The 24,313-nt window shown below is 71.2% G+C and carries 18 protein-coding genes; 11 read left to right on the top strand and 7 right to left on the bottom strand.

Going from position 1 to position 24,313, the window contains the following annotated elements:
- Positions 1-41: 41 nt before the first annotated feature.
- Together ftsY and BLS99_RS18915 are read left to right on the top strand one after the other, a co-directional pair.
- Positions 42-1,175 carry a signal recognition particle-docking protein FtsY gene (gene ftsY, locus BLS99_RS18920; protein ID WP_218126704.1) on the top strand — a complete coding sequence of 378 codons (1,134 nt, stop codon included), beginning with the start codon at positions 42-44 and terminating at the stop codon, positions 1,173-1,175.
- A gap of 34 nt (positions 1,176-1,209) precedes the next feature.
- Positions 1,210-1,998, top strand: a complete 789-nt coding sequence (locus BLS99_RS18915; RefSeq protein WP_091053185.1) for a phosphotransferase enzyme family protein — start codon at positions 1,210-1,212, stop codon at positions 1,996-1,998.
- Between the two features lie 348 nt (positions 1,999-2,346).
- Here the strand turns inward: BLS99_RS18915 and BLS99_RS18910 are convergent, their stop codons facing one another.
- On the bottom strand, positions 2,347-3,636 hold the full coding sequence (locus BLS99_RS18910; RefSeq protein ID WP_091053182.1) for a vanadium-dependent haloperoxidase: 1,290 nt from the start codon (positions 3,634-3,636) through the stop codon (positions 2,347-2,349).
- Between the two features lie 724 nt (positions 3,637-4,360).
- Positions 4,361-5,605, bottom strand: coding sequence for a transglutaminase-like domain-containing protein (locus tag BLS99_RS18905; RefSeq protein ID WP_143034868.1), 1,245 nt, complete (start codon positions 5,603-5,605; stop codon positions 4,361-4,363).
- Between the two features lie 218 nt (positions 5,606-5,823).
- Between BLS99_RS18905 and BLS99_RS18900 the strand changes: the two genes are divergently transcribed.
- Complete coding sequence (locus BLS99_RS18900) at positions 5,824-6,024, top strand: hypothetical protein (RefSeq protein ID WP_091053177.1); 201 nt, start codon at positions 5,824-5,826, stop codon at positions 6,022-6,024.
- A 132-nt stretch (positions 6,025-6,156) separates the two neighbouring features.
- Here BLS99_RS18900 and BLS99_RS18895 read toward each other — a convergent pair whose 3' ends face one another.
- Complete coding sequence (locus BLS99_RS18895; RefSeq protein WP_091053175.1) at positions 6,157-7,503, bottom strand: cellulase family glycosylhydrolase; 1,347 nt, start codon at positions 7,501-7,503, stop codon at positions 6,157-6,159.
- 178 nt (positions 7,504-7,681) lie between these two features.
- The gene (locus BLS99_RS18890) at positions 7,682-8,713 is read right to left on the bottom strand and encodes a LacI family DNA-binding transcriptional regulator (protein ID WP_091053173.1); all 1,032 of its coding nucleotides are present in this window, start codon (positions 8,711-8,713) and stop codon (positions 7,682-7,684) included.
- A gap of 292 nt (positions 8,714-9,005) precedes the next feature.
- Between BLS99_RS18890 and BLS99_RS18885 the strand changes: the two genes are divergently transcribed.
- The 3 genes from BLS99_RS18885 (at position 9,006) to BLS99_RS18875 (ending at position 12,592) form a co-directional block, all read left to right on the top strand.
- A complete protein-coding gene (locus BLS99_RS18885) occupies positions 9,006-9,407 on the top strand; it encodes an ABC transporter permease family protein (protein ID WP_091053170.1) in 402 nt (133 codons plus the stop codon).
- A gap of 75 nt (positions 9,408-9,482) precedes the next feature.
- Positions 9,483-11,912, top strand: coding sequence for a glycoside hydrolase family 2 protein (locus BLS99_RS18880; RefSeq protein ID WP_091053168.1), 2,430 nt, complete (start codon positions 9,483-9,485; stop codon positions 11,910-11,912).
- Between the two features lie 116 nt (positions 11,913-12,028).
- Positions 12,029-12,592, top strand: coding sequence for a hypothetical protein (locus BLS99_RS18875; RefSeq protein ID WP_091053165.1), 564 nt, complete (start codon positions 12,029-12,031; stop codon positions 12,590-12,592).
- 52 nt (positions 12,593-12,644) lie between these two features.
- On the opposite strand, the gene BLS99_RS18870 is transcribed toward BLS99_RS18875, so the two are convergent.
- Complete coding sequence (locus BLS99_RS18870) at positions 12,645-13,820, bottom strand: nicotinate-nucleotide--dimethylbenzimidazole phosphoribosyltransferase (RefSeq protein WP_091053162.1); 1,176 nt, start codon at positions 13,818-13,820, stop codon at positions 12,645-12,647.
- 50 nt (positions 13,821-13,870) lie between these two features.
- Here BLS99_RS18870 and dapF point away from each other — a divergent pair, with 50 nt between their 5' ends.
- Positions 13,871-14,653 carry a diaminopimelate epimerase gene (gene dapF, locus BLS99_RS18865; RefSeq protein WP_091053538.1) on the top strand — a complete coding sequence of 261 codons (783 nt, stop codon included), beginning with the start codon at positions 13,871-13,873 and terminating at the stop codon, positions 14,651-14,653.
- A 211-nt stretch (positions 14,654-14,864) separates the two neighbouring features.
- On the opposite strand, the gene BLS99_RS18860 is transcribed toward dapF, so the two are convergent.
- Entirely contained in the window at positions 14,865-16,253 is a 1,389-nt protein-coding gene (locus BLS99_RS18860) for an NAD-dependent malic enzyme (protein WP_091053159.1), read from the bottom strand.
- Positions 16,254-16,476: 223 nt separating this feature from the next.
- On the opposite strand from BLS99_RS18860, the gene hflX reads away from it, so the two are divergent.
- Together hflX and BLS99_RS18850 are read left to right on the top strand one after the other, a co-directional pair.
- A complete protein-coding gene (hflX, locus tag BLS99_RS18855) occupies positions 16,477-17,889 on the top strand; it encodes a GTPase HflX (protein WP_091053157.1) in 1,413 nt (470 codons plus the stop codon).
- Positions 17,890-17,960: 71 nt separating this feature from the next.
- Positions 17,961-19,685 carry a hypothetical protein gene (locus BLS99_RS18850; protein WP_143034867.1) on the top strand — a complete coding sequence of 575 codons (1,725 nt, stop codon included), beginning with the start codon at positions 17,961-17,963 and terminating at the stop codon, positions 19,683-19,685.
- A 53-nt stretch (positions 19,686-19,738) separates the two neighbouring features.
- Here the strand turns inward: BLS99_RS18850 and lexA are convergent, their stop codons facing one another.
- Positions 19,739-20,395 (bottom strand): transcriptional repressor LexA, encoded by a 657-nt coding sequence (gene lexA, locus BLS99_RS18845; protein WP_197717131.1) that lies wholly within the window; start codon positions 20,393-20,395, stop codon positions 19,739-19,741.
- A gap of 395 nt (positions 20,396-20,790) precedes the next feature.
- Here lexA and nrdR point away from each other — a divergent pair, with 395 nt between their 5' ends.
- Positions 20,791-21,255: a transcriptional regulator NrdR gene (nrdR, locus tag BLS99_RS18840; protein ID WP_091053152.1), complete on the top strand. Its 465-nt coding sequence runs from the start codon at positions 20,791-20,793 to the stop codon at positions 21,253-21,255.
- Between the two features lie 63 nt (positions 21,256-21,318).
- A complete protein-coding gene (locus BLS99_RS18835) occupies positions 21,319-24,189 on the top strand; it encodes a vitamin B12-dependent ribonucleotide reductase (RefSeq protein WP_091053150.1) in 2,871 nt (956 codons plus the stop codon).
- The last annotated feature ends 124 nt before the right edge of the window (positions 24,190-24,313 follow it).

Raw genomic sequence — 24,313 nt, 5'->3', positions numbered from 1 at the left:
GTACAGTGGTTGACGATCGTCAACTCGTGGAGGGCTTACCTGTGGACAACCTGTGGATCTGGCTGGTCGCGGCCGTGGTCGCGATCGCCGTCGTGATCGGCGTCGTCCTCGCCGTGCGCGGCCGCTCGAAACCGGCCCCGGTCGAGACGGCCGAGCCGGAGCCGCAGGTCGAGACTCCTGAGGCGGTCGAGGCCGCAGCGCCGAAGGCCGCCCCCGCGGCTCCCGTGATCGAGGCGCCCGAGCCCGTCGCGGGCCGGCTGGTGCGGCTGCGCTCGCGCCTGGCCCGCTCGAACAACGCGCTCGGCAAGGGCCTCCTGGCCCTGCTGGCGAGCGACAGGCTCGACGACGACGTGTGGGACGAGGTCGAGGAGACCCTGCTGACCGCCGACGTCGGCATGGCCGACACGACCGCGGTGGTCGAGCGCCTGCGCGAGCAGGTCAAGGTCCTCGGCACCCGCGACCCCGAGGAGCTGCGCCGCCTGCTCAAGTCCGAGCTGACCGCGGTCCTCGAACCGGATCTCGACCGCTCGATCGCGACCGCCTCGCCGTCCGGTTCGGGCCCGGCCGTGATCCTCATGGTCGGCGTCAACGGCTCGGGCAAGACCACCACCTGCGGCCGCGTGGCCCGGGTGCTCGTCGCCGAGGGCAAGACCGTGGTGATGGGCGCGGCCGACACGTTCCGGGCCGCCGCGGCCGAGCAGCTGGAGACCTGGGGCGCCCGCGTGGGCGCGAAGGTCGTGCGCCGCGGCGAGGGCGCCGACCCCGCCTCGGTCGCGTTCGACGCGGTCAAGGCCGGTGCTGACGAGGGCGCCGACGTGGTCCTGGTCGACACCGCGGGCCGCCTCCAGAACAAGTCCGGGCTCATGGACGAGCTGGGGAAGGTCAAGCGGGTCATCGAGAAGCAGGGCCCGGTGGCCGAGACGCTGCTGGTGCTCGACGCGACCACCGGCCAGAACGGGCTCCAGCAGGCGAAGGTCTTCGGCGAGGTCGTCCAGGTGACGGGCATCGTGCTCACCAAGCTCGACGGCTCCGCGAAGGGCGGGATCGTGATCGCGGTTCAGCGGCAGTTGGGGGTACCGGTTAAGCTGGTCGGACTCGGAGAAGGCCCGGACGACCTGGCCCCGTTCGAGGTCGGAGCGTTCGTCGACGCACTGGTCGACGGCGCCGAGAGCTGACACAGCACCTAGGCGCAAGGCACGGCGGGGACCGGTGAGCCAAGACGAGATTCCGCTTATTGGCGGCAACACGAGCACGGTCATCCGGCTGGGGGACACGGTCCGCCGGAACACGGGACCCTGGACCCCCGCGGTCCACGCACTGCTCAGGCACCTCGACGGCGCCGGGTTCACCGGCGCGCCGCGCGTGCTGGGCGTCGACGAGCACGCGCGCGAGGTGCTGTCCTTCGTGGAGGGCGAGCCGGGCAAGTACCCGCTGGCCCCGCACTGGACCACCGACGAGACGATGAGCGCGGTCGCGAAGATGCTGCGCATGTACCACGACGCGCAGTACGGCTTCCGTCCGCCGCCGGGCGCGACCTGGCGGTCCTTCGGGCCGCCGCCGCCGGACACCGAGGTCATCTGCCACCACGACGCCGCGCCGCACAACGTGGTCTGGCGCCCGGACGGGACGCTGTCGCTCATCGACTTCGACCTGGCGAGCCCGGGCGCGCGGATCTACGACGTGGCGTACGCGGCGTGGACGTGGGTGCCGATCTTCACCGACCGCGACTCGATCACGCTGGGCTGGAAGAAGCCCGACCGGGCGCGGCGGCTGCGGATGTTCGCCGACGCGTACGGGCTCTCCGACCGCGACCGGCAGCGCTTCATCAAGGTGATCCGCAAGCGGATCGTGGACCACATCGAGGGCATCCGCCGCATGGCCCAGGCGGGCGACCCCGCGTTCGAGCGGATCGTGCAGAAGGGGCACCTGCGCCGCCCGGCGCGGGACCTGCGGCTGCTGGACGCCGAGCGGTACATCCTCGACGAGGCCCTGCGCTAGACCCCGTCCCGGGGCGGCGGGCGAAGACCCTCCGACGAGCCGGGAGCCGGGGGTCTTCGCCCAGTGGAGCGCTCCCAATCACGACTCGCGGACCCGTTCCGAGCTTTCAGGCGGGCCGCGCTGCCGGGAGGGGTCGTGATGTGGCGCGCGATGGATTTGAGGGAATTGGAACGAACCTACCGTGCTAGCGTTTGCCTGTCAATACATCGGCAACTGTCAATATTAAGTGCCCCGGGAGGGTATCCGCGGCACTCCAGTGGATCCCGACCTCCCTTGCGGCGCAGCAAGACGGGCGCCCCGACCGCCTGCACTGCGACCGGGGCGCCCGACTCCTCAGGAGCGAAGTTCTCAGGCCAGGAGCTCGTCCGCGCGGGAGAGCACGTACGCCGCCACGTTCCGGCTCAGCTCCACCCCGGCGAGGTCCGCCGACCGGGAGTGGATGCCGGACCAGACGCGGGCGTCGATGTTCTCGGTGGTGAGCGGGTGCCAGGTCGTGTAGGTGCGGGTGACGCCGGGCGCGCTCGGGCTCGGGATCGTGAAGGCCGCGCCGGGCCCGTCGCCGACGAGCTGGGTCAGGACCTCCTCGGCCGCGCCGGAGTAGGTGTTGTGGCCGCTCGGGTAGTCCGGGTGCGCGGGCGTCGTGTGGAAGGGCGTCCAGGACGGGTCCCGCACGGTGGCGGGGTCCCCGTCCTCGACGGCCCCGGCGATGGCGGTCACCGGGCGCCACCACAGGTATGCGTACTTCGAGTCCGACGTGGCGATCTGGGTGTCGACCGAGGCGACGTGGAACAGCGCGACCAGCTCGACGAGGTCGCGCAGGGACCCGGTGTGGTGCTCCAGCGCGGCGCGGAGCACGGGGTTGTAGAGGACGAACGAGCTGCCGTACCAGAACTGCGCGACGTCGGTCTGCGCCTGGGTGCGGGCGGTGCTGCCGACGCCCCCGTAGGCGTGGACCTCGTCGAGGTCGGCGCGGTACTGCGGGGTGCCGATGGCCGGGGGCGGATCGAGGCGGAACTGGTCGCCGCTGTCGAGCGCGAACGGGACGGCGAACCGGGTCCCGGCCTGCGCGGCGGCGGCGAACGCGGGCGGGGTCGGCTGCCACACGCCGGGCGCGGCGGCCGGGGGCGTCCAGGGCGGGCTCACCGAGGCGGGGTCGAGGCCGTCGCCGGTGCGGTCGGCGAGCAGGTCGTCGGCGCGGTCGACGCCGGCGGCGACGCCCTTGCGCTTGGCGCGGCCGTCCGGGACCTCGTCGAGCGCCGCTTCGAGGGCCGCGTCGAGTGCGGCCTGCTGGGTCGGCGCGAGGGCGTACAGGGCGCGGTGGACGGCGGCGGCGAGCGCGGCTTCGCGGTAGTGCTTCGCGTTGAGGCCGTGGGGGACCCGGCGCACGGCGCGGGCGGCGGCGAGCCAGGCGATCGCCCAGGTGCGGCTGTTGGCGACCTGCACGGAGGCGGGCGCCGCGGTGACGGCCGCATCGGTGGCGTCGAACCAGCCCAGAACGGCGGCGCGGGCGCCGCCACCGCCGCCGGAGGCGGCGGCCGGCGAACTGACGCCGACGGCTCCGGCGGCGGCGGCCACTGGCGCGGCGGCGAGGACGGCGCGGCGGGATATCGAGGTGCGGGTGCGGTCGGTGGCGGTCATGGTGCTCCTTGCGCTGGTGGAATGCAGGTGGCGGGGAACGGAGGTATCGGGGGCCGCGCTCTGGCGGCGGGGCCGGTGCGGCCCTGGTCGCTCTGCGCGGGGCGGCATGCGCCGCGGCGCGAACCGGTGCGGCCGTGAGGGAGTGGTGGGCCCCGCCGGTCCGGGCGACGTCGCAGGGGAGGAACGGTCTGCGCGGACCGGCGGGAGGAGGGTCAGCGACAGAGGGCGCTCGCGACGCGCATCTGGTCGACTTCGCGCCGCTGTGCGAGTGCGTTGGCGGGCTTCATGAACCGAAGATATCAGTAATCCTATGGGAATACTAGAGAATACTTCGGATCGTTCCACTTGCGAAACGCGGAGGCAATGGTGCGGGTGCTGAGCTGGGGCGCGACGGAAGCAGCGCGGACGAGTTGCTCTACCCACCCGATCTGGGTGGGTAAGTCAACCCCACCACCCTCCCGGCTCCGACCGACATTCCGGGGCTCGGGCGTCACCCGATCGAGGCGTGAGCCGCATCGCGGCCGCGGAGCGGCGACGCGACCGGCGCGGTCGCACCGCGAGTCGAGGCGGGGAGGGTCCTACCCACCCGATCTGGGTGGGTGAGTCAAGTCAACCCCACCACCCTCCCGGCCCCGACCGACAATCCAGAGCCCCGGCGTCACCCGATCGAGGCGTGAGCCGCATCGCGGCCGCACCCGACCAGGCTGTGAGTCACATCGCGGCGCTAGGCCGCGGTCCAGCGGAGTTCTCTGGTCGCCAAGGGGCCGTAGGGGGTCAGGGCCGCCAAGTCCGCCTTGTGGTCGCCGGGGGTGCGGTCGAGCAGTCTGGTGAAGCGGCGCTCGACCGGGGCCTTCACCGGTGCCGTGATCGGGTCGCCGTTCCACACGCCGCCGACGGCGTACGGGTGCTCGGGCCGGATCCTCACCGCCGGCTCGCCGTCCTGGGCGGTCACACCTATGGCGAGGTCCGACAGGCGCGGGTACGCATCGGCCGGATCCCGCAGCAGCCGCTCGGTGGGGAGCACCTGACCGTCCTGGAACAGCGGCACGAACCCCTCGGGCGCCCACGCCGCGCCCGTCACCGACGCGTGCGCGAAGTACGCCGACCACAGCCCCGGGTCCTGGATCGCCTGCCGCGCACCCACGTGCACCGGCTTCGCCGGACGCTCCCGCGCCTGGAGTTCGGGCAGGCACAGGGGCCGTCCGTCCTCGTCGGCCCAGTACGCGCCGTGCTGCCCGTCGAGGAGCACCCACCGGTCGAGGTCGTCGATCCACGCCTCCGCCACGGCGTGGCCCTGCCCGACCCCGTCGTGGTAGTCGCCGCGCCGCAGCCACACCCGCCGCGCGGGGATCTTCAGCGCGTTCAGGCCCTGCGCCAGCACGATCGAGTACTCGACGCACGAGTACCGCGCCCCGTTGGCGACCTGCTCCAGGACGTCGACCGCGTCGCCCACGTTGATGCGCGCGTTCGCGTGCCGCCACAGCCCCGAGGTCCACGCCAGCAGGTCCCGCGCGGTCCGCCACGCCCCCTTGCCGGGCCGGGGGAGCCGCGTCAGCAGCTGGAGTTCGCGGTGCGCCTCGATCCGGTCCAGCCGCAGCGGCGCCGCCGCACCGGGCTGCGGCCAGGAGGTGATCCGCAGGGGCGGGGCCGGGACGTTCGCCTTCGCCCGCTCTAGGACCGCGGCCCAGTCCGGGTCCGCGCCGAACGCGGCCGAGAGCTCGGGCTCGAACAGGTCGGTCTGGTGGAAGCCCGCGTCGATCGCCTCGTCGAGCTTCGCCCGCGCGTTCTTGAGCCCCACCTTGTGTCCCGCGATCGCCAGCGAAGGCGCCCACAGGTCGCGCCAGAACTCCGTGTCAGTGCGCAGGGTCCGCTCCAGGTCCAGCAGCGTCCACCACCGCGCGCCGCGCATCGCGTCCTGGGCGACGGTCCGCACGCGCGCGAGTCTCACACCGGAAGGGGCCTGTGTCATGCGTATGAGGGTAGTCACCGGGGGCGCGCTCGCAAACACCGTTGTGCTGACGATTCGATGACGCTAGAGTGGGCGGCATGATCCTTTAGAAGAGATACGGCCGCTGTGGGCGCGAGCGCCGACCGGCCGACACGATGAGTGCCGTCATTGAGACGTAGAGCAACGCTCCGTTTCGCGCTCAACGTCTCTTCAACCTCGACCCGAGATAGGGGATCCGCATGACCGCCGAGACTCCGGAACCGCAGCAGGACGCCGCCGACGACGCGCCGCTCAACCGCGAGGAGCGCCGCGCGCTCGCCCGCGGCAAGAAGACCGGCAAGGCCGGCCACCAGTCGATCGGCGACAAGAAGTCGAAGGTCCGCTCGCAGATGCCGAAGGGCGGGGTCGGCAAGTTCCAGCTCCCCACCAAGAACGGCTGACCCGAAGCGGGTCGCCAAGCACGTCCGACCGGGACGCGGCAGCCGGAGACGGCCGGCCGCGGCCCGGTCGACCCGCAGCGGACAGGAGGCCGCCGGACCGATCGGTCCGGCGGCCTCCGCCGTCTCCTCCCGTTAGATCGCCTCGCAGGTCACCGTCGGCGTCGCCGCCGGGCTGGACCCGATGAAGCCGAAGACCTCGCGGGCCTGGCCCGAGGCGACGGTGCCGTTCCAGCCCACGTCGCTCGCGGTCACCCCCGCCCCCGACGAGGTGATCGTGGCGTTCCACGAGGACGTGATCCGGGTGCTCCCCGCCCACGTCCAGGTGAGCCGCCAGCCGTCGAGGGCGCCGCCGGTGGCGGTCACCGTCACCTTGCCCTGCCAGCCCGAGCCCCAGTCGTTGACGACTCCGATGACCGCCGTGCAGTCGCCCCCGCCGGGGCCGCCCGTGGTCGGGTCGTCGGTGGGGGTGGTGGTCGGGTCGGTCGGGTCCGGGTCGTCGCCGAAGACCGTCGCGCGCTCGGCGGTGGCCTGGATGCCGTTGGCGGAGGTGAAGACCCGCTGGCCCCAGGTGGTGAGCTGCGACGGGTTGAAACTCGTCACCTGGTCGAGGTCGCCGCCGGTGTTCCCGGAGTAGGACCACGCCAGCCAGCCGATGCCCCGCGCCTCGGCCTCGGACTGGATGGTCGCCCACGCGACCGTCTGGCCCTGGAACGTGTCGCCGTACTCGCCCACGATGAGCGGCAGGTTCATCTCCTCGAACGCGTCGAAGTAGTCGATGACGGTCTGCGGGTTCGAGTACACGGCGTACATGTGGATCGAGAACAGCGTGTTGCCGTCCTCGTCCGCCGCCGCCACGGTCTCCGCGTTGTCGCGCATGACGTTCTGCCAGTCCTGGCCCCAGTTCGGGGCGTCGACCACGAGCGTGTGCTCGAAGCCGATCGACCGCATCCGCTCGATCGCGTCCACGGTCTGCTGGGTCCACTGCTGCGGGTTGGTGTTGCCGACCGGCTCGTTGCCGATGTTGATGAGGACGTACGCCTCCTCGCCGTCGAGCACGCTGTACAGGCCCTGCCAGAAGGTCACGGCCTGATCCAGGGTGGCCGCACCTCCCTCTTCGCCGTACCCGGTGGTGTCGTGGACTTCGAGCATGCAGATGAGGCGCTGGGCCTTGCACTCGTCGACGATCTGCTGGACGCGCGCGGCGGACGAGACGCCCCAGTTGCGCTGGCCCGAGCCGAGGACGACGCGGACGGTGTTGGCGCCGAGGTCCGAGATCTCGCCGTAGCTGGCGAACTCGCCCTCGTACCAGACGTCGGGGTGGGAGGTGCCGCGCATGATGAACGGGTTGCCGTTGGCGTCGATCAGCTCGGTGCCGTCGATCGTGAAGCCGCCCTGCTGGGCGCTGGCCGGTACCAGCTGCCACATGCCGGTGAGGGCGATGGCCAGGGCCGTTGCGGCCGCCATCAGCCAGGTTCGCATCCTTCGACGCCGTGCCGGGGCGGCGTCGGTGGTGCCGTGTTCCATGGTGATCCCATCTGTAGGTCCAGGTCTGAGGTGAATCGGTTAATCCCGACCTCAACATAGAGAACCATAAATATCGATGGGGTTCAAGACGTGCCCTGGATTTGTCCTTCCAGCACCGATGCCCCGGCGCGGCTCAGGCCCTCGCGGGAGCGGTGGAGCCGCGGGGGGAGAGCTGCGCGGGGCGGCACTGAACCGAGAAAGCCCGGTCCTCGTGCGGTTCGGCGCCGATGATCGACAGGAGCGCCTGGGCGCACTGGGCGCCGTACGCGGAGATGTCGCGCGTCAGCGAGGTCAGCGCCGGGTGGGTGAGCCGGCACAGCGGCGAGTCGTCCCAGGCCACGATGGACAGTTCGTGCGGCACGTGGATGCCCAGCTCGTGGGCGACGCCGAGGCCGGCGACGGCCATGACGTCGTTGTCGAAGATGATCGCGGTGGGCCGCTTGGCCGAGGACAGGAGCCGCCGCGTGATGCGCGCGCCCTGCTCGCCGGTGTAGTCGGAGTGGAACGTCTCCATGGCCTCGAGGTCGAGCGCCGCGGCGGTGTCGGCGTAGGCCGAGTCGCGGATCGCAGTGTGCAGCAGGTGGTCGAAGCCGGCGACCCGCGCGATGCGGCGGTGGCCCAGGGCGTGCAGGTACTCCAGGATCTCGCGGCAGGGCGCGGCGTCGTCGTGCCAGACCGCGGGCAGCCGGGCGCCTTCGACGGGACCGCCGACGGCGACCGCGGGCAGGCCCAGGTCGGCCACGAAGTCGAGGCGCCGGTCGTCGGAGCCGACGTCGCACATGAGGACGCCGTCGACGCGGCGCTCGGCCCACCAGCGCCGGTACACCTCCAGCTCGGCCTCGACGGTGTCGACGATCTGGAGGGTGAGGCCGAAGGACCCGGCCGAGAGGGTGGCCTCGATCCCGGAGATGAGCTCCATGAAGTACGGCTCGATGCCGAGGGTGCGGGCCGACCGCCGCAGCGCGATGCCCACCGCCTGGGCCGAGGACACCGACAGCGACCGGGCCGCGCGGTTGGGCACGAAGCCCATCTCGGCGGCGATGGCGAGGATCTTGGTGCGGGTGGTCTCGGAGACGCCGGGGCGGCCGTTGAGCGCGTAGGAGACCGCGCCCTTCGACACGCCCGCCGCCGCGGCGATGTCGGCGATGGTCACGCGCCTGGTCATCGGTGGTCCTCTCAGCGCAGTCGTGCGGCGCCCGGGGCGAGGGCGCGCGCCGGGGGGGCCTGGGGTCCGGCACCGGCTTCCGAACTGTATCCCACGCGCACCGCGAACCGGTTCAGTCGATTTCATCTACATATCGAAATGCATCATTTCAATTCGATCACGGTGCCGTCAACACATTGACTGACCGTGATCCTCTCGATAGGTTCGGGTCACTTACCCGGTTAAGCGTGACCTCCCTCGCGAGCCAGTGGGGGCGGCGCCGCGCGCCCGGACCACCCCTCACGCGAACGGAGTGAACGTCACCGTGGTCGACTCCTGGGGCCTCGCCAACACCGTCGTCCGCCGCTTCGGCGGCGAGAACCGGGCGTGGCTCGCCGACTCCGCCGTGAGCATCCCGATCCTCGTGACCATGGCCGTCTGGGGCGGCGCCGGATACACCATGGTCCTCTTCGTCGCCGGCATCAACGCCATCCCCGACGAGCTCTACGAGCCGCTCATCATCATCCGCACCGAGGAGTTGTTCAACCTGCCGATCGCGCTGTCGAACCTGAGCAACGCGATCGTGTCGAGCCCCGGTTCGATGGGGGTCGCGATGGCCGCTTCGATGATGGCTACGCTGCCCACGGTCGTGTTCTTCTTCCTCTTCCAGAAGCACTTCATCAAAGGTATCGCTCTTTCAGGTATCAAGGCATAGGAGCGGTGCCGTGATGAACAGAAGGCACAGCATCAAAGGCATAGCCCTCTCCGGTATCAAGGCATAGGAGTCTTTTTGAGCGCCAAGAGCACCCTTCACGAGGGCTGGACCGTCACCGGTGACCCCGGGACGCCGGCCGCCGCCGAACCCATCCCCGCGACCGTGCCCGGCGAGGTCGTGTCCGCCCTGCTGGCGGCCGGGCTCGTCGCGGACCCGTACACCGACGAGGGCGAGCGCGGCGTCGCCTGGGTCGGCCGCCGCGACTGGACCTACCGGACGACGTTCACCTACGAGGGCGGCGACCACGACGGCGTCGACCTCGTCTTCGACGGCCTCGACACCGTCGCCCGCGTCTCGCTCAACGGCGAGGTCGTCGGCGAGTCCGCGAACATGCACCGCCGCTACCGCTTCGACGCGCGATCGGCGATCCGCCAGGGCGCCAACGACCTCGAAGTCGCGTTCACCTCGCCGTACACGTACGCCGAGGCCCAGCGCGACCGGCTCGGCGACCGGCCCAACGCCTACGACGAGCCCGGGAACTTCATCCGCAAGGCCGCCTGCAACTTCGGCTGGGACTGGGGGCCGAACCTCGCGAGCGCGGGGATCTGGCGCGACGTGCGCCTGGAGACGTGGCGGACCGCCCGGATCGCCGAGGTCGTCCCGCGCACGTCCCTCGAAGGCGGCCAAGGGATCGTGGACTTCGCGATCGACCTCCAGCGCGCCGGCGAGGCCGACCTGGTCCTCGTCTGCACCGCGGGCGGGCACACCGCGGTCCTGCCGGTCCCGGCCGGCGCGGGCACCGCGCAGGTGCGCGTCGCCGTCGACGACCCCCAGCTGTGGTGGCCGCACAACCGCGGCGGCCAGCCGCTGTACGACGTGTCGGTGACCCTCCGCTCAGGCGACGAGGAGCTCGACTCGTGGACGCACCGGGTCGGCTTCCGCACCGTGGAACTCGACACCGAGCCCGACGCGGACGGGCGCCCGTACGTCCTGAAGATCAACGGCGAGGCCGTGTGGGTCAAGGGCGTCAACTGGATCCCCGACGAGGCCCTGTTCAGCCGGGTCGACGCGGCCCGCCTGGAGCGGCGGCTGCGCCAGGCCGTCGCGGCCGGGATCGACTACGTCCGGATCTGGGGCGGCGGGGTCTACGAGTCCGAGGACTTCTACCGGCTCTGTGACGAGCTCGGCCTCATGGTCGGCCAGGACTTCCTGTTCGCCTGCGCCGCATACCCGGAGGAGGAGCCGTTCTGGTCGGAGGTGGAGGCCGAGGCCCGCGACAACCTCGCGCGGCTCGCGCCGCACCCGAGCCTGGTGACCTGGACGGGCAACAACGAGAACATCTGGGGCTGGCACGACTGGGACTGGCAGGAGCCGCTGGGCGAGCTGAGCTGGGGCGCGGGGTACTACCACGACCTGCTGCCGAAGCTCGTGGCCGAGGTCGACGGCACCCGCCCGTACTGGCCCGGCAGCCCGTACTCGGGGGTGCGCGAGCTGCACCCGAACGAGCCGACGCACGCGTCCGTCCACATCTGGGACGTGTGGAACCAGGAGGACTACGCGCACTACCGCGACTGGCGGCCGCGCTTCGTCGCCGAGTTCGGCTACCAGGCGCCGCCGACGTGGGCCACGGTGCGGCGCATGACGACCGACGAGCCGCTCCAGGCCGAGTCGCCGAGCATGCTGTGGCACCAGAAGGCCGCCGACGGCCAGGCGAAGCTCCAGCGCGGCCTCGACGCGCACCTGCCGCCGGTGCGCGACTTCGACGACTGGCTGTACTTCACGCAGGTGAACCAGGCCCGCGCGATCCGCCTCGGCATCGAGCACTTCCGCTCGCTCCAGCCGTACTGCTCGGGCGCGGTCGTGTGGCAGCTCAACGACTGCTGGCCGGTGACCTCGTGGGCCGCGATCGACGGCGAGGAGCGCCTGAAGCCGCTCTGGTACGCCTTGCGGGACGTGTACGCGGACCGGATCGCGACCTTCCAACCGCACGGCGAGGACGGCGTAAAGCTGGTGGTGGTCAACGACTCCGCCGAGGTCTGGAACGGCGTGATCGGCTTCTGGAAGTGCACCTCCGAGGGCCGCATCACCGGCCGCGCGCTCCTGGAGATCCGGATCGACCCGCGCGACACCGCGGAGGTCGTCCTCGAAGGCCAGGTCGCCCCCGCTCCCGGCGAGTTCCTGGTGACCGGCCGCGAGGACTTCCCGCGCGCGACCTGGTTCACCAAGGAGGACAAGGACATGGACTGGGCCACGGCCCGCTTCACCGCGGAGACCGCCGCCGTCGACGGCGGGGTGGCCGTCACGGTCACGGCCGACACGGTCCTGCGCGACCTGTGCCTCTTCCCCGACCGCCTCGACCCCGACGCCACGGTCGACAAGGCCCTGGTCACGCTCATCCCCGGCGAGCAGGCCGTGTTCACGGTGACGAGCGAGGCCATCGCTGCCTCCCCCGAACTGACGGCGGCTTTGACCACGAAACCGGTCCTGCGCGCGATCAACGACTGACACAGGGATCGAACCGCGTGCGACTGTGGCGCCGCCCATCGGGAGGCGCCACAGCCGACTCGTGCTCCCGGCACGGGTCCGGCGGCAGGCGGGCACCGGTCCGATATGGTCCCGGGGTGCCGGACTCCCCTCGTTCCGCGGCGCTGCCCGCCGCGCGGAAGCTCGCGATACCGCTGCTCTTCGTCGCGTGGCTGGTCGCGCTCTACCTGCTGTTCAGCGACGCCATGATGGCCTGTGCGTACCCGGATCCACCGCCCGGCGGCTGCCCTGCGGACGAGGTCGAGGCGGGGGCGAGGTTCGACCTGTGGATCCTGCCGGTACTGGCGGCCGGGCCGGTGGTGTTGCTCGCGGTGCGGGCCGCATTGTCGCCCGAGGGCAAGCGGTACCGGGCGGTCTGGGTCCTCTGCTGCGTGGTCTGGTTCTGCGTCGCCCCCGCGTTCATGATCGACGCCGCGGTGACCGGCTTCGGCGCTTTCGACGGCCCGGAGCGGTACGCCGAGGAGGCATCGCGCGCGTCGGACTGGAAGTTCGCGGTCTTCGCCGTCACCGCGACCGCGCCTCCGGCCGCGCTGGCGTTCCTCGTCTGGCGGCGCGGGGAGCGGGGCTTCGCGCTGGGCCTGGCGGGCATCGCCGCGCTGACCCTGGTCTTCCTGTTCTGGTCGGCGATCCCGGTGCTGTGACCTGTGGACACGACTCCGGCCCGGCGAATGCCGGGCCGGATCTCGTTTCTGCTTAAGCCTTCTCGCCGGTGGCTTCCGGTTCGACGGTCTCGGTCGGGGCCGTTTCCGTCTCGGGCGCTTCGGTTTCGGCCGCTACCGGTTCGGTTTCGGCGAGGGAGTCCTCGCTGGCCTCGGGGGTGGGGACCGGGCCGATGCCGCCCACGACGGGTTCGTTCGGCTCGGGTTCGGGCTCCTGCTTGGCGGGCATCGGGAGGGACTGCGAGAAGCGCAGGCCCGCCTGGATGAGGTCCCAGCCGAGGGGGAGGGCGGCGCCGTCGGGGAGGTCGAGTTCGAGGGCGAGGTCGTCGGCGAGGCCGGCCTGCTTGGCGAGCTTGACGACGACCGGGTGGGTCGAGCGGTTCGGCGCGTAGCACCACTTGGGGGCGGCGAGGCCGAAGTCGCGGGCGAGCATGACCGCGGCGACGGCGGCCGGGCCGTCCACGAGGACGGCCGTCGAGCGCGTGGCGGCGGTGAAGATCGCGGCGGCCATGGCGCCGAGTCCGGCGCCGCCGAGGCGCGAGATGAGCTCCTGGGGGCTGCGCTTGAAACCGCGGTTGAACGCGAGGTGGTCGCGCAGCGCCGAGACGCGGCCCATCCACGCGGCGTCGAAGACCGACCCGCCGGGGGCGTGGAGCTGCGGCTGGAAGGTCGTGATCTCGTCCTTGGCGATGAACGAGCAGACCGCGACCGCGGCGGTCACCGCGCCGGCGCCGAGGCCCGAGATGAGGAGCAGGTCGGCGCCCTCGTCGATCGCCCGGTTCGCGGTGTCGCGGCCGAGGCGCAGCGCCTCGTCGAGCTCGGTCTCGTCGAGGAGCGGGCCCTCGGCGCCCTCGCTGGCGCCGGTGCGGACCACGCCGACCGGCAGGCCCGAGCGGGCGGCCTGCTCGGCGAGGGGGCCCTCGCCGCGTTCCAGGGCCGCGGCCTGCTCGGCGACGGGCGCGTAGTCGCCGGAGTCCCAGCCCTCGGGGTACTCCCCGGCGAACAGGAGCATCCGCGGCGTCGTGAACGGCTCGGGCGCGTCGGTGGCCTGCATGCGGGCGGCCCACCCGACCGCCGCCTGGAGGCGGCCGAGACCCGCGCCCTCGATGAGGGCGTCCTGGAGTCGCGCGTTCGCGCGGGTCGTCCACACTCCGTTGGGGAACTTCGCTTTCAGTTCGGCGAGGGGCCCGGCGTCGGTCGTCTGTGTCACGGCACAAGGCTAGCGCGGGGGCCGTGGGGCACAATTGCCAAGTGACCACCATCGAGTTCGCCAAAGGCCACGGCACCGGGAACGACTTCGTCATCGTCCCCGACCTGGAAGACGCCCTCCCGCTGAAGGACGCCCAGGTCGCGGCCATGTGCGACCGGCGCTTCGGCATCGGCGGCGACGGCCTGCTGCGCGTGGTCCCCTCCGAGGACCCGGGCGCCGAGTGGTTCATGGACTACCGGAACGCCGACGGCTCGATCGCCGAGATGTGCGGCAACGGCGTGCGCGTCTTCGTCCGCTACCTGCTGGACAAGGGCCTCGCGCAGGGCCCGGAGGTCGCCGTGTCGACCCGCGCCGGGATCAAGACCGTGACGGTGGAGGGCGACGAGCTGCGCGTCGACATGGGCTCGGCGGTCTTCGGGGCGACCTCCGAGGCGTCCGTGGAGGGCTTCACGTGGCCCGGGCAGGTCGTCTCGATGGGCAACCCGCACCTGGTGTGCCACCTGGGGGACGAGGCCGAGCTGGAGGCGCTGGAGCTGTTCCACCAGCCGCGCTACGACGCCGCGCTGTTCCCCGAGGGCGTCAACGTCGAGTTCGTGACCGGCACCGCGCCGCACGTGCGCATGCGCGTCCACGAGCGCGGCGTCGGCGAGACCGCCTCGTGCGGCACCGGCGCGTGCGCGGTCGGCGCGGTGGCGCTGAGCCACGCCGGGCTCGACACCGGGACGTGCAGAGTGGACGTCCCCGGCGGGACCCTCACCATCACCGTCACCGACGAGACCCTGTACATGACCGGCCCGGCCGTGATCGTGGCCGAGGGCGTCTTCCGCGCCTGAGGCGCATGACGCGCTCCGCCCGAAGGGCGTGGGTGGGTGGGCTAGGAGTATTACCATCCCAAACCCCCACCCTCCCAGGGGAAATATAGGTGCGATCCTCTCCCGGGGGTCCGACAGGAATCGCCGTGGCCAGCGGTCTTGTCGCCCGAAAGTGTGAGACAACGCGAGCGCCCCCGGAAGCCGCAGGTTTCCGGGGGCGCTCCTCGCCTCGCTAGCGCATCACGCGCTTGACCGCCGCCGCGACCGCCGGGGCCACGTTGGGGTCGAAGACGCTCGGGACGATGTAGGTCGCGTTGACCTTGTCCTCGCCGACGCAGTCGGCGATCGCGGTCGCCGCCGCGAGGGCCGCGTCGTCGTTCCAGTCGCGCGCCTGCGCGTCGAGGAGCCCCCGGAACACGCCCGGGAACGCGAGCACGTTGTTGATCTGGTTCGGCTGGTCCGAGCGCCCGGTCGCCACGATCGCCGCGTACCGCGCCGCCTCGGTGGGGGAGATCTCCGGGTCCGGGTTCGCCAGCGCGAACACGATCGGGTCCTTCGCCATCTTCGCCACGTCGGAGCCCTTGAGGATGTTCGGCGCGCTCACGCCGATGAACACGTCCGAGCCTTCGACCGCGCCGGAGAGGTCACCGGAGTAGTCGGTCTTGTTGAAGTGCTCGCCGAGCCACTTCCACGTCTCGTTCCCGGTCTCGAACCCGGCGTGCAGGGCGCCGTCGCGGTCGACGGGGATGATGTCGCCGATCCCGGCCTTCTCCAGCAGCCGCATGATCGCGGTCCCGGCCGCGCCGCAGCCGACCACCGTGGCGCGCACGTCCTTGAAGTCCTTGCCCACCACGCGCAGCGCGTTGGTGAGCGCCGCGAGCACCACGATCGCCGTGCCGTGCTGGTCGTCGTGGAAGACGGGGATGTCGAGCCGCTCGCGCAGCCGCGCCTCGATCTCGAAGCAGCGCGGCGCCGCGATGTCCTCCAGGTTGATGCCGCCGTACGTCGGCGCCAGGGCCGCGACGATGTTGACGATCTCGTCGGTGTCCTGGGTGTCGAGGCACACCGGCCAGGCGTCGACGTCGCCGAACTTCTTGAACAGGGCCGCCTTGCCCTCCATCACCGGCATCGCGGCCGCGGGCCCGATGTTGCCCAGGCCGAGGACGGCCGAGCCGTCGGTGACGACGGCGACGGTGTTGCGCTTGATGGTGAGGCGGCGCGCGTCGTCGGGGTTCTCGGCGATCGCCATGCACACGCGGGCCACGCCGGGCGTGTACGCCATGGAGAGGTCGTCGCGGTTGCGCAGCGGCACCTTGGGGGCGACCTCGATCTTGCCGCCGAGGTGCATGAGGAAGGTCCGGTCGGAGACCTTCTTCACATCGAAGTCCGGCATGGCCTCGAGGATGTGGGTGACCTGCTCGGCGTGCGCCGCGTCGGAGGTGTCGCACGTGAGGTCGACGGTCATGCGCTTGTTGTCGGAGCCGACGACGTCGAGGGCGGTGACGATGGCCCCGGCCTGCCCGACGACCGTGGCGAGGCGCCCGGCCGCGCCCGGGTCGGCCGAGAGGGCCAGACGGACGGTGATGGAGAACCCTGCGCTGGGAAGGCGGGCAGTGCTCATGCCGCTCCTTTGATGTGCACTTCGTTGTGGACGCCCGGCTCGGCACGTCGTGTGCGTGCGCCGACGGATGCCTTGAATGATGCCACCGTGTGGGACGCGCCCGCCCCTGACCCGCGCTGGCCAGGGGGTCCGCCACTGCGCCGCGGTGCGGGAGGGATCGACGCGGTTCGCTGTGCGCGATATCGGCTCGCCGCCGGGGCCCGTGCGTGTCAAGCTTGTGGTGATGCGAGAACAGTACGAGAACACCCGCGAAGACCTCTCCTCCGACGCCCCCTCGACGGGCGAGCTGGACCTGGAGGCGCGCCAGGCGCTGCGCCGGGTCTCCGGCATCGCCTCCACCGAACTCGAAGACGTCACCGACGCCGAGTACCGGCGCCTCCGCCTGGAGCGCGTCGTGCTGGTCGGCGTCTGGACCGAAGGCAGCATCGAGGAGGCCGAGAACTCCCTCGACGAGCTGGCCCAGCTGGCCGAGACGGCCGGCTCCGAGGTCGTCGACGGCCTCATCCAGCGCCGCTCCAAGCCCGACGCCGGCACCTTCATCGGCTCCGGCAAGGTCAAGGAGCTCAAGGACACCGTGGAGGCGCTGGGCGCCGACACCGTGATCGCCGACGGCGAGCTCTCCCCGGGCCAGCTCATCGCCCTGGAGAAGGCCGTCAACGTCAAGGTCATCGACCGCACGGCCCTGATCCTCGACATCTTCGCGCAGCACGCGAAGAGCGCCGAGGGCAAGGCGCAGGTAGAGCTCGCGCAGCTCCAGTACCTGCTGCCGCGCCTGCGCGGCTGGGGCGACGCCATGAGCCGCCAGGGCGGCTCGAACGGCGGCGTGGGCCTGCGCGGCCCCGGTGAGACGAAACTGGAGACCGACCGGCGCCGCATCCGGGCGAAGGTCGCGAAGCTCCGCCGCGAGCTGGCGAAGCTCACGGTCACCCGCGAGACCAAGCGCGACTCGCGCACCCGCAACCGGGTCCCTGGCGTGGCCATCGCCGGGTACACGAACGCCGGCAAGTCGAGCCTGCTCAACGCCCTCACCGGCGCGGGCATCCTGGTCCAGGACGCCCTGTTCGCGACCCTCGACACCTCGACGCGCCGCTCGCGCACCTCCGAGGGGCGCGAGTACACCGTGACCGACACGGTCGGTTTCGTGCGGCACCTGCCCCACCAGCTGGTCGAGGCGTTCCGGTCGACGCTCGAGGAGGTCGCCGAGTCGGACCTGGTCGTCCACGTCATCGACGGCTCGCACCCAGACCCGCTCGGCCAGGCCGAGGCGGTCCGCACCGTGCTCGCCGAGGTCGGGGCCGACGAGATCCCCGAGCTGGTCGTGGTGAACAAGCTCGACCTGGTCGACCCGGACACGATGCTCCAGCTGCGCTCCGACTGGCCCGACGCCGTGTTCGTCTCGGCGCATTCGGGCGAGGGGATCGACAAGCTCCGCGACGCGATCGAGGACGCGCTGCCGCAGCCGAACACGACGCTGACGGTGTGCATCCCGTACGTGCGCGGCGACCTGGTTTCGCGCCTGCGTTCGCGCGGTGAGGTGCTGACGACCGAACACCGAGGTGACGGCACGGTCATCACGGCCCGTGTGGACGATGCGCTGGCCGGAGAATTGCGAGCGTTCGTCCTGGAAACGGACTGAATCGCAGTGGTCCTGAACATGTCTCATGGGGGTCCCTCCGCTGACATGGCGTGTTCTGGAACACTTGCGTGATGCGAGAGCGCCGTGTGGGCCGTCGGCCCCTGCCTGCGCGGCTCGTCGCCGGGACGGCCGGAGTGCTCGTCCTGGCAACGGCCGCGTCCCCCGTGTACGCCCAGGACGAGGAGTCCGGTAGCGGGACGGAGCTGTGCCAGATTCACGATTCGCGGGTCGCCGACGCGACCTCGGTCGTGGCGGCCGCCGACGGCGACGGCTGGTGGGTCCTGCCGGACGGGAACGGGCAGACCGACGGCATGATGACGATCCGCCAGGTCGGCGGCGACTGCAACGTGCGCGACACCGAGGCCGGGAGCCTCGCGATCAACTGGCTCCCGATCGACCCCGAGGACATGACGCTCAGCGAGGACTTCCTGTGGATCGCCGACATCGGCGACCCGAACGGCGACCGCGAGCAGGTCTCGATGACGCAGGTCTCGACCTCGAACGCCGCCGACTTCGTGATGACCCGCTACATCTACCCCGACGGTCCGCAGGACGCCGAGGCGTTCCTCCTGCTCCCCGACCGGAGCCCGCTCTTCATCGCCTCCAAGGAGGGCGAGGCCCCGCTCTACAAGTCCGACGGACTCGGGCAAGAAGAGGGCACCCCGCTCGAACTGGCCGGGACCGTGGCGCTGCCCGACGGCGCCGGCTCGGTCACGGGCGCCGCGATCAGCGCCGACGGCGCCAAGGTCGCCTTGCGCACCAGCGACTCCGCGTTCGAGTGGGACGTCGCCGACGGCGACGCCGTCGCGTCGATGACCGGCGCCGATCCCCGCGTGACGCCGCTCGACGACGGCGGCGGCGACATCGCCTACGACGCCGAGGGCAACTTCATCACCGTCGCCCAGACCGGCGACGACGCGGCTCCCGCCGTCATCATGGGCTACACCCCGGCCGCTCCGGTGGCCGAGGAGGAGCCCGCCGACGAGGGCGGCGGGGACGACGCGGCGGCCGAGGACGAGGGCGGCTCGTTCGTCGACTGGGTGCTGGGCCTGGGCTTCGGCACGATCGTGAAGATCCTCGCGGCCATCGCGATCCTCGGCATGCTGGTCATGGTCCTGGGCATCGTGGTCATCCGCAAGCACCGCAAGGGCGGCGCCGACGAGGACGGCGATGACGACCGCGACCCCGGTCCGCGCGACGACTCCGACTACGGCCGCAAGGACTTCCTGGGCGACGACGACCCGGTCGACCTCGGCATCGAGTCCGGCCAGCCCGACCCCGACCTGGGCCAGGTGGCGCGCGGCAACGTGTACGGCGGCGCCCCGGCGCGCCAGGAGCCCTCCGGGAACGTGTACGGCGGCGCCCCGGCGCGCCAGGAGCCTTCGGGGAACGTGTACGGCGGCGGTCCCGCCCGCCAGGAGCCCTCTGGGAACGTCTACGGGGGCGGTCCTCGCCGCGAGCAGCCCCCCGCGGGCCGGGGCGGTCACGGCGGCCGCGAGGAGCCCCAGTACGGGGCGTTCGAGGGCGGCGGCCACGGCAGCGTCTACGACAACGCGGGCCCCGGCCCCGGCCAGTCCTTCGCGTCCCGCCAGGAGCCCTCGGGCAACGTCTACGGCGGCCAGGCCCGCCCGGCTCCCGCCGGGGGGAGCGTCTACGGCGCCGGAGGCGGGGCGCCCCGTCCGCAGCACCAGCAGGGCGGTGTCTACGGGGGCGGGAACGCCGAACGGACCCCGGAGGCCGACGAAGGCTACTGGGGCCCGCCTGACAGCGGCACGACTTACGGTCGGAACCGCTAGGCGCGCAATGTAATTGGCGTTCGACTGCTCCTTGCGGGCAGGTCGTGCCCCGCTTAGATCTTCCGGAGCACCGCGACCACGCGGCCGAGGATCTCGGCCTCGCTCGCGTCGATCGGGTCGTACAGGGCGTTCGCCGGGAGCAGCCACGGCTTGCCGTTCTTGCGCTTCCAGGTCTTCACCGTGGCCTCGCCGTCGATCATGGCGGCCACGATCTCGCCGTTGAGCGCGTCGGGCTGCTGGCGCACCACGACCCAGTCGCCGTCGGTGATGGCGGCCTCGGTCATCGAGTCGCCCTTGACGCGCAGCAGGAAGTGGACGCCCTCGCCCACGAACTCGGCCGGCAGGGGCATGACGTCGTAGTCGCGCTCCTCGGCCAGGATCGGCTGCCCCGCGGCGATCTCGCCGACCATCGGCACGTACCGCGGCCGGGGGTGCTGGGAGCAGGTCTGGACGCCGCCCGGCGTGGACTGGCGCACCCCGACCGCGCGCGGCCGGCCGGCCAGGCGGTTGAGGTAGCCCTTCCGTTCGAGCTGCTTCATCTGGTAGGCGACGGAGGAGGCGGAGGCCAGCCCGACCTCGGCGCCGATCTCGCGGACGCTCGGGGGGTAGCCCTTGTTGTTGATGAACTCTTCGATGTACTCGAGGACTTGCTGTTGCCGACGCGTCAGTTTGCGCGTTTTCGGCCGGGATGTCGTGGTCTCGCTAGCCACAGGAGGCTCCTGTAAGACAAATGGGACGGTATGTCTGATTCCGACAATGTAACTCACGTGCGGGTTCTAGTCAAACATTCGTGCGACGTCGGCGTGTCGCCGCGCTGGTAGGAATGTGTTTCGAGGTGTATTCACCCGAACGGGTGAACGATAATACGCGGCGGTCTGATTGACTGGCGTCCCGCCCCCGCGCCCGCCCGCGGCCGTTCATCCGCGTTCTGCGGTATTCTTGGCACTAGATCTTGTGGTTTGATGTATCGTCTCTCACTAGGTGTTGGGGTTCCCTGCGAATGCCCGATCGGCACGAGGCAGACTGGCACCCCGGCGCGTGAACCGGGCGGCGATCCGAGTGTCGGTGGTCCGCGAGACGATGGTCGTAGAAGGAGACTAGCGAAATGCGATGCCCTTACTGTCGCCATCCCGACAGCCGGGTCGTGGACTCCCGGGAGGCCGAGGACGGCAAGATCATCCGCCGCCGCCGGGTCTGCCAGGAGTGCGAGAAGCGGTTCACCACCGTCGAGGAGTCCATCCTCGCCGTCGTGAAGCGCTCGGGCGCCACCGAGCCGTTCAGCCGCGGCAAGGTCGCCAGCGGCGTCCTCAAGGCCTGCCAGGGCCGCCCGGTCGACGCCGACGACGTCGCCAAGCTGGCCCAGGCCGTCGAGGACGAGATCCGCTCGACCGGCGCCGCCGAGGTGCCCGCCCACGAGGTCGGCCTGGCGATCCTCACGCCGCTCCGGCAGCTCGACGAGGTCGCCTACCTGCGCTTCGCCAGCGTCTACCAGGACTTCGAATCCCTCGAGGACTTCGAGACCGCGATCGCGCAGCTCCGGAAGGAGCACGCCGCCCGCAGCGGCGGCTAGCGCACCACCCCCGCAACAACCGATTCCCACACAACCAGGCATGAGCAGACAGGGGCGAGGAACATGCCGAAGACCACCAAGGCCGCAACGGCCGCCAGGACCGCCGGGAAGACCGGGACCACCTTCCAGGACAAGGGCCTCACGGTCGAGCGGGTCTTCACGACCCCCGGCGTCCACCCGTACGACGAGGTCGAGTGGGAGTCGCGCGACGTCGTCATGACGAACTGGCGCGACGGCTCGATCAACTTCGAGCAGCGCGGCGTCGAGTTCCCGGCCTTCTGGAGCCAGAACGCGACCCAGATCGTCACCTCGAAGTACTTCCGCGGCGCCCTCGGCACCCCGCAGCGCGAGACCGGCCTCAAGCAGGTCATCGACCGCGTCGTGCACGCCTACCACAACGCCGGCGAGAAGTACGGCTACTTCGCCACCGCCGAGGACGCGCAGGTCTTCGCCGACGAGCTCACCTGGCTGCTCCTGCACCAGTACTTCAGCTTCAACTCCCCGGTCTGGTTCAACGTCGGCACCGCCGCGCCCCAGCAGGTCTCGGCGTGCTTCATCCTCAGCGTGGACGACACCATGGAGTCGATCCTCGACTGGTACAAGGAAGAGGGCATGATCTTCAAGGGCGGCTCCGGCGCCGGGGTCAACCTCTCCAAGATCCGCGCCTCCGCCGAACTGCTCTCCTCCGGCGGCAACGCCTCCGGCCCGATCAGCTTCATGCGCGGCGCCGACGCCTCCGCCGGCACCATCAAGTCCGGCGGTGCCACCCGCCGGGCCGCGAAGATGGTCGTCCTCGACGTCGACCACCCCGACATCGAGGCGTTCATCGACACCAAGGCCCGCGAGGAGGACAAGATCCGGGCCCTGCGCGACGCCGGCTTCGACGTCGACCTCGGCGGCGAGGACATGTTCTCGGTCCAGTACCAGAACGCCAACAACTCCGTGCGCGTCTCCGACGTGTTCATGAAGGCCGTCGAGGAGGGCACCGACTACGCCCTCACCGCGCGCCAGACCGGCGCTGAGATCGAGCGCCGCGACGCCCGCGACGTCTTCCGCCGCATGGCCCAGGCCGCGTGGGAGTGCGCCGACCCCGGCATCCAGTACGACGACGTCATCAACGACTGGCACACCAACCCGAACACCGACCGCATCTACGCGTCGAACCCGTGCTCGGAGTACATGAGCCTCGACGACTCCTCGTGCAACCTCGCCAGCCTCAACCTCATGAAGTTCCTCGGCGAGGACGGCTCCTTCGACGTCGACCGGTTCACGAAGACCGTGGAGTTCGTCATCACCGCTATGGAGATCTCGATCTCCTTCGCGGACTTCCCGACCGAGAAGATCGGGGAGACCACCCGCGACTACCGCCAGCTCGGCATCGGGTACTCGAACCTGGGCGCGCTGCTCATGACCTCGGGCTACGCCTACGACTCCGAGGAGGGCCGGGCGCTCGCCGCCGCGATCACCGCGCTCATGACCGGCGTCTCCTACCGCCGCTCCGCCGAGATCGCCGGGGCCGTCGGGCCCTACGCCGGCTACGAGCGCAACGCCGAGCCGCACCAGCGCGTCATGGCCAAGCACGCCGCGGCCGCCGACGCCGTCACCACCTTCGGCGACGTCGACGCCACCGTCCTGGAGGCCGCGAAGTCCGAGTGGGCCAAGGGCAACGAGATCGGCGCCGCCAACGGCTGGCGCAACGCCCAGGCCAGCGTCCTCGCGCCGACCGGCACCATCTCCTTCATGATGGACGCCGACACCACCGGCATCGAGCCCGACCTGGCGCTCGTCAAGCACAAGAAGCTCGTCGGCGGCGGCTCCATGGAGATCGTCAACCAGTCGGTGCCGCAGGCCCTCGTCCGCCTCGGCTACGACGACGCCGACCGTGAGGCCATCGTCGACTACATCGCCGACAACGGCCACGTCGTCGGCGCCCCCGCCCTGCGCGAGGAGCACTACACGGTGTTCGACTGCGCCATGGGCGAGCGGGCGATCGCGCCCATGGGCCACGTGCTCATGATGGCCGCGGTGCAGCCGTTCCTGTCCGGCGCGATCTCCAAGACCGTGAACCTGCCGGAGTCGGCCACCGTCGAGGACATCGAGGAGGTCTACTTCCAGGGCTGGAAGCTCGGCCTCAAGGCCCTGGCGATCTACCGCGACAACTGCAAGGTCGGCCAGCCGCTCTCCGCGAAGAAGAAGGAAGTGGCCCAGGCGGTCGAGGAGGCCGTCGAGCAGGCGGTCGCCACCGTCGCCGCGCACGGCCCGGTCCGCCGCAAGCTCCCCAAGAAGCGCCCGAGCCAGACCATCTCGTTCTCGGTCGGCGGCGCGGAGGGCTACATGACCTCCTCGTCCTACCCCGACGACGGGCTCGGCGAGGTCTTCCTCAAGATGTCCAAGCAGGGCTCGACCCTCGCGGGCGTCATGGACGCGCTGTCGGTCTCCATCTCCATCGCGCTCCAGTACGGGGTGCCGCTGGAGAAGTACGTCGAGAAGTTCACGAACATGCGCTTCGAGCCCGCCGGCATGACCGACGACCCGGACATCCGCATGGCCTCCTCGGTGGTCGACTACATCTTCCGCCGCCTGGCCCTGGACTACCTGCCGTACGAGGAGCGGGCCGCGATCGGCATCCTCACCACCGCCGAGCGCACCGCCGAGCTCAACGGCGAGGACCCCGCCAAGGTCGGGCAGCCCGAGGTCGACCTGGACGCGCTCCGCGCCTCCGCGCCGATCGAGGCCGCCGAGGAGGCCGGTGTCGTGGAGGCCGTGGCCGAGCGGGTCCAGGTCGAGTCGAAGAAGTCCCGTCTGGACATCCTCACCTCGGCCCAGGCCCGCAGCGCCGACGCGCCGCTGTGCATGAACTGCGGCACCAAGATGCGCCCGGCCGGCTCCTGCTACGCCTGCGAGGGCTGCGGCGCCACCAGCGGCTGCAGCTAGGTCCCGTCACCCGTTCGAGGGGCCGTTCCGCACCGGCGGAACGGCCCCTTTCGCGTGAGCTGATCCGCTTGTGTCCCATCGGGGCCCGCGTTCGCGGGCACCGCACGCTGGCAGAACGGCAATA

The organism is Glycomyces sambucus (assembly GCF_900102815.1).
In the GTDB taxonomy this organism is placed as follows: domain Bacteria; phylum Actinomycetota; class Actinomycetes; order Mycobacteriales; family Micromonosporaceae; genus Glycomyces; species Glycomyces sambucus.
Note: the sequence above shows the minus strand (reverse complement) of the source record. Positions and strands in the feature narration are given on the sequence as shown.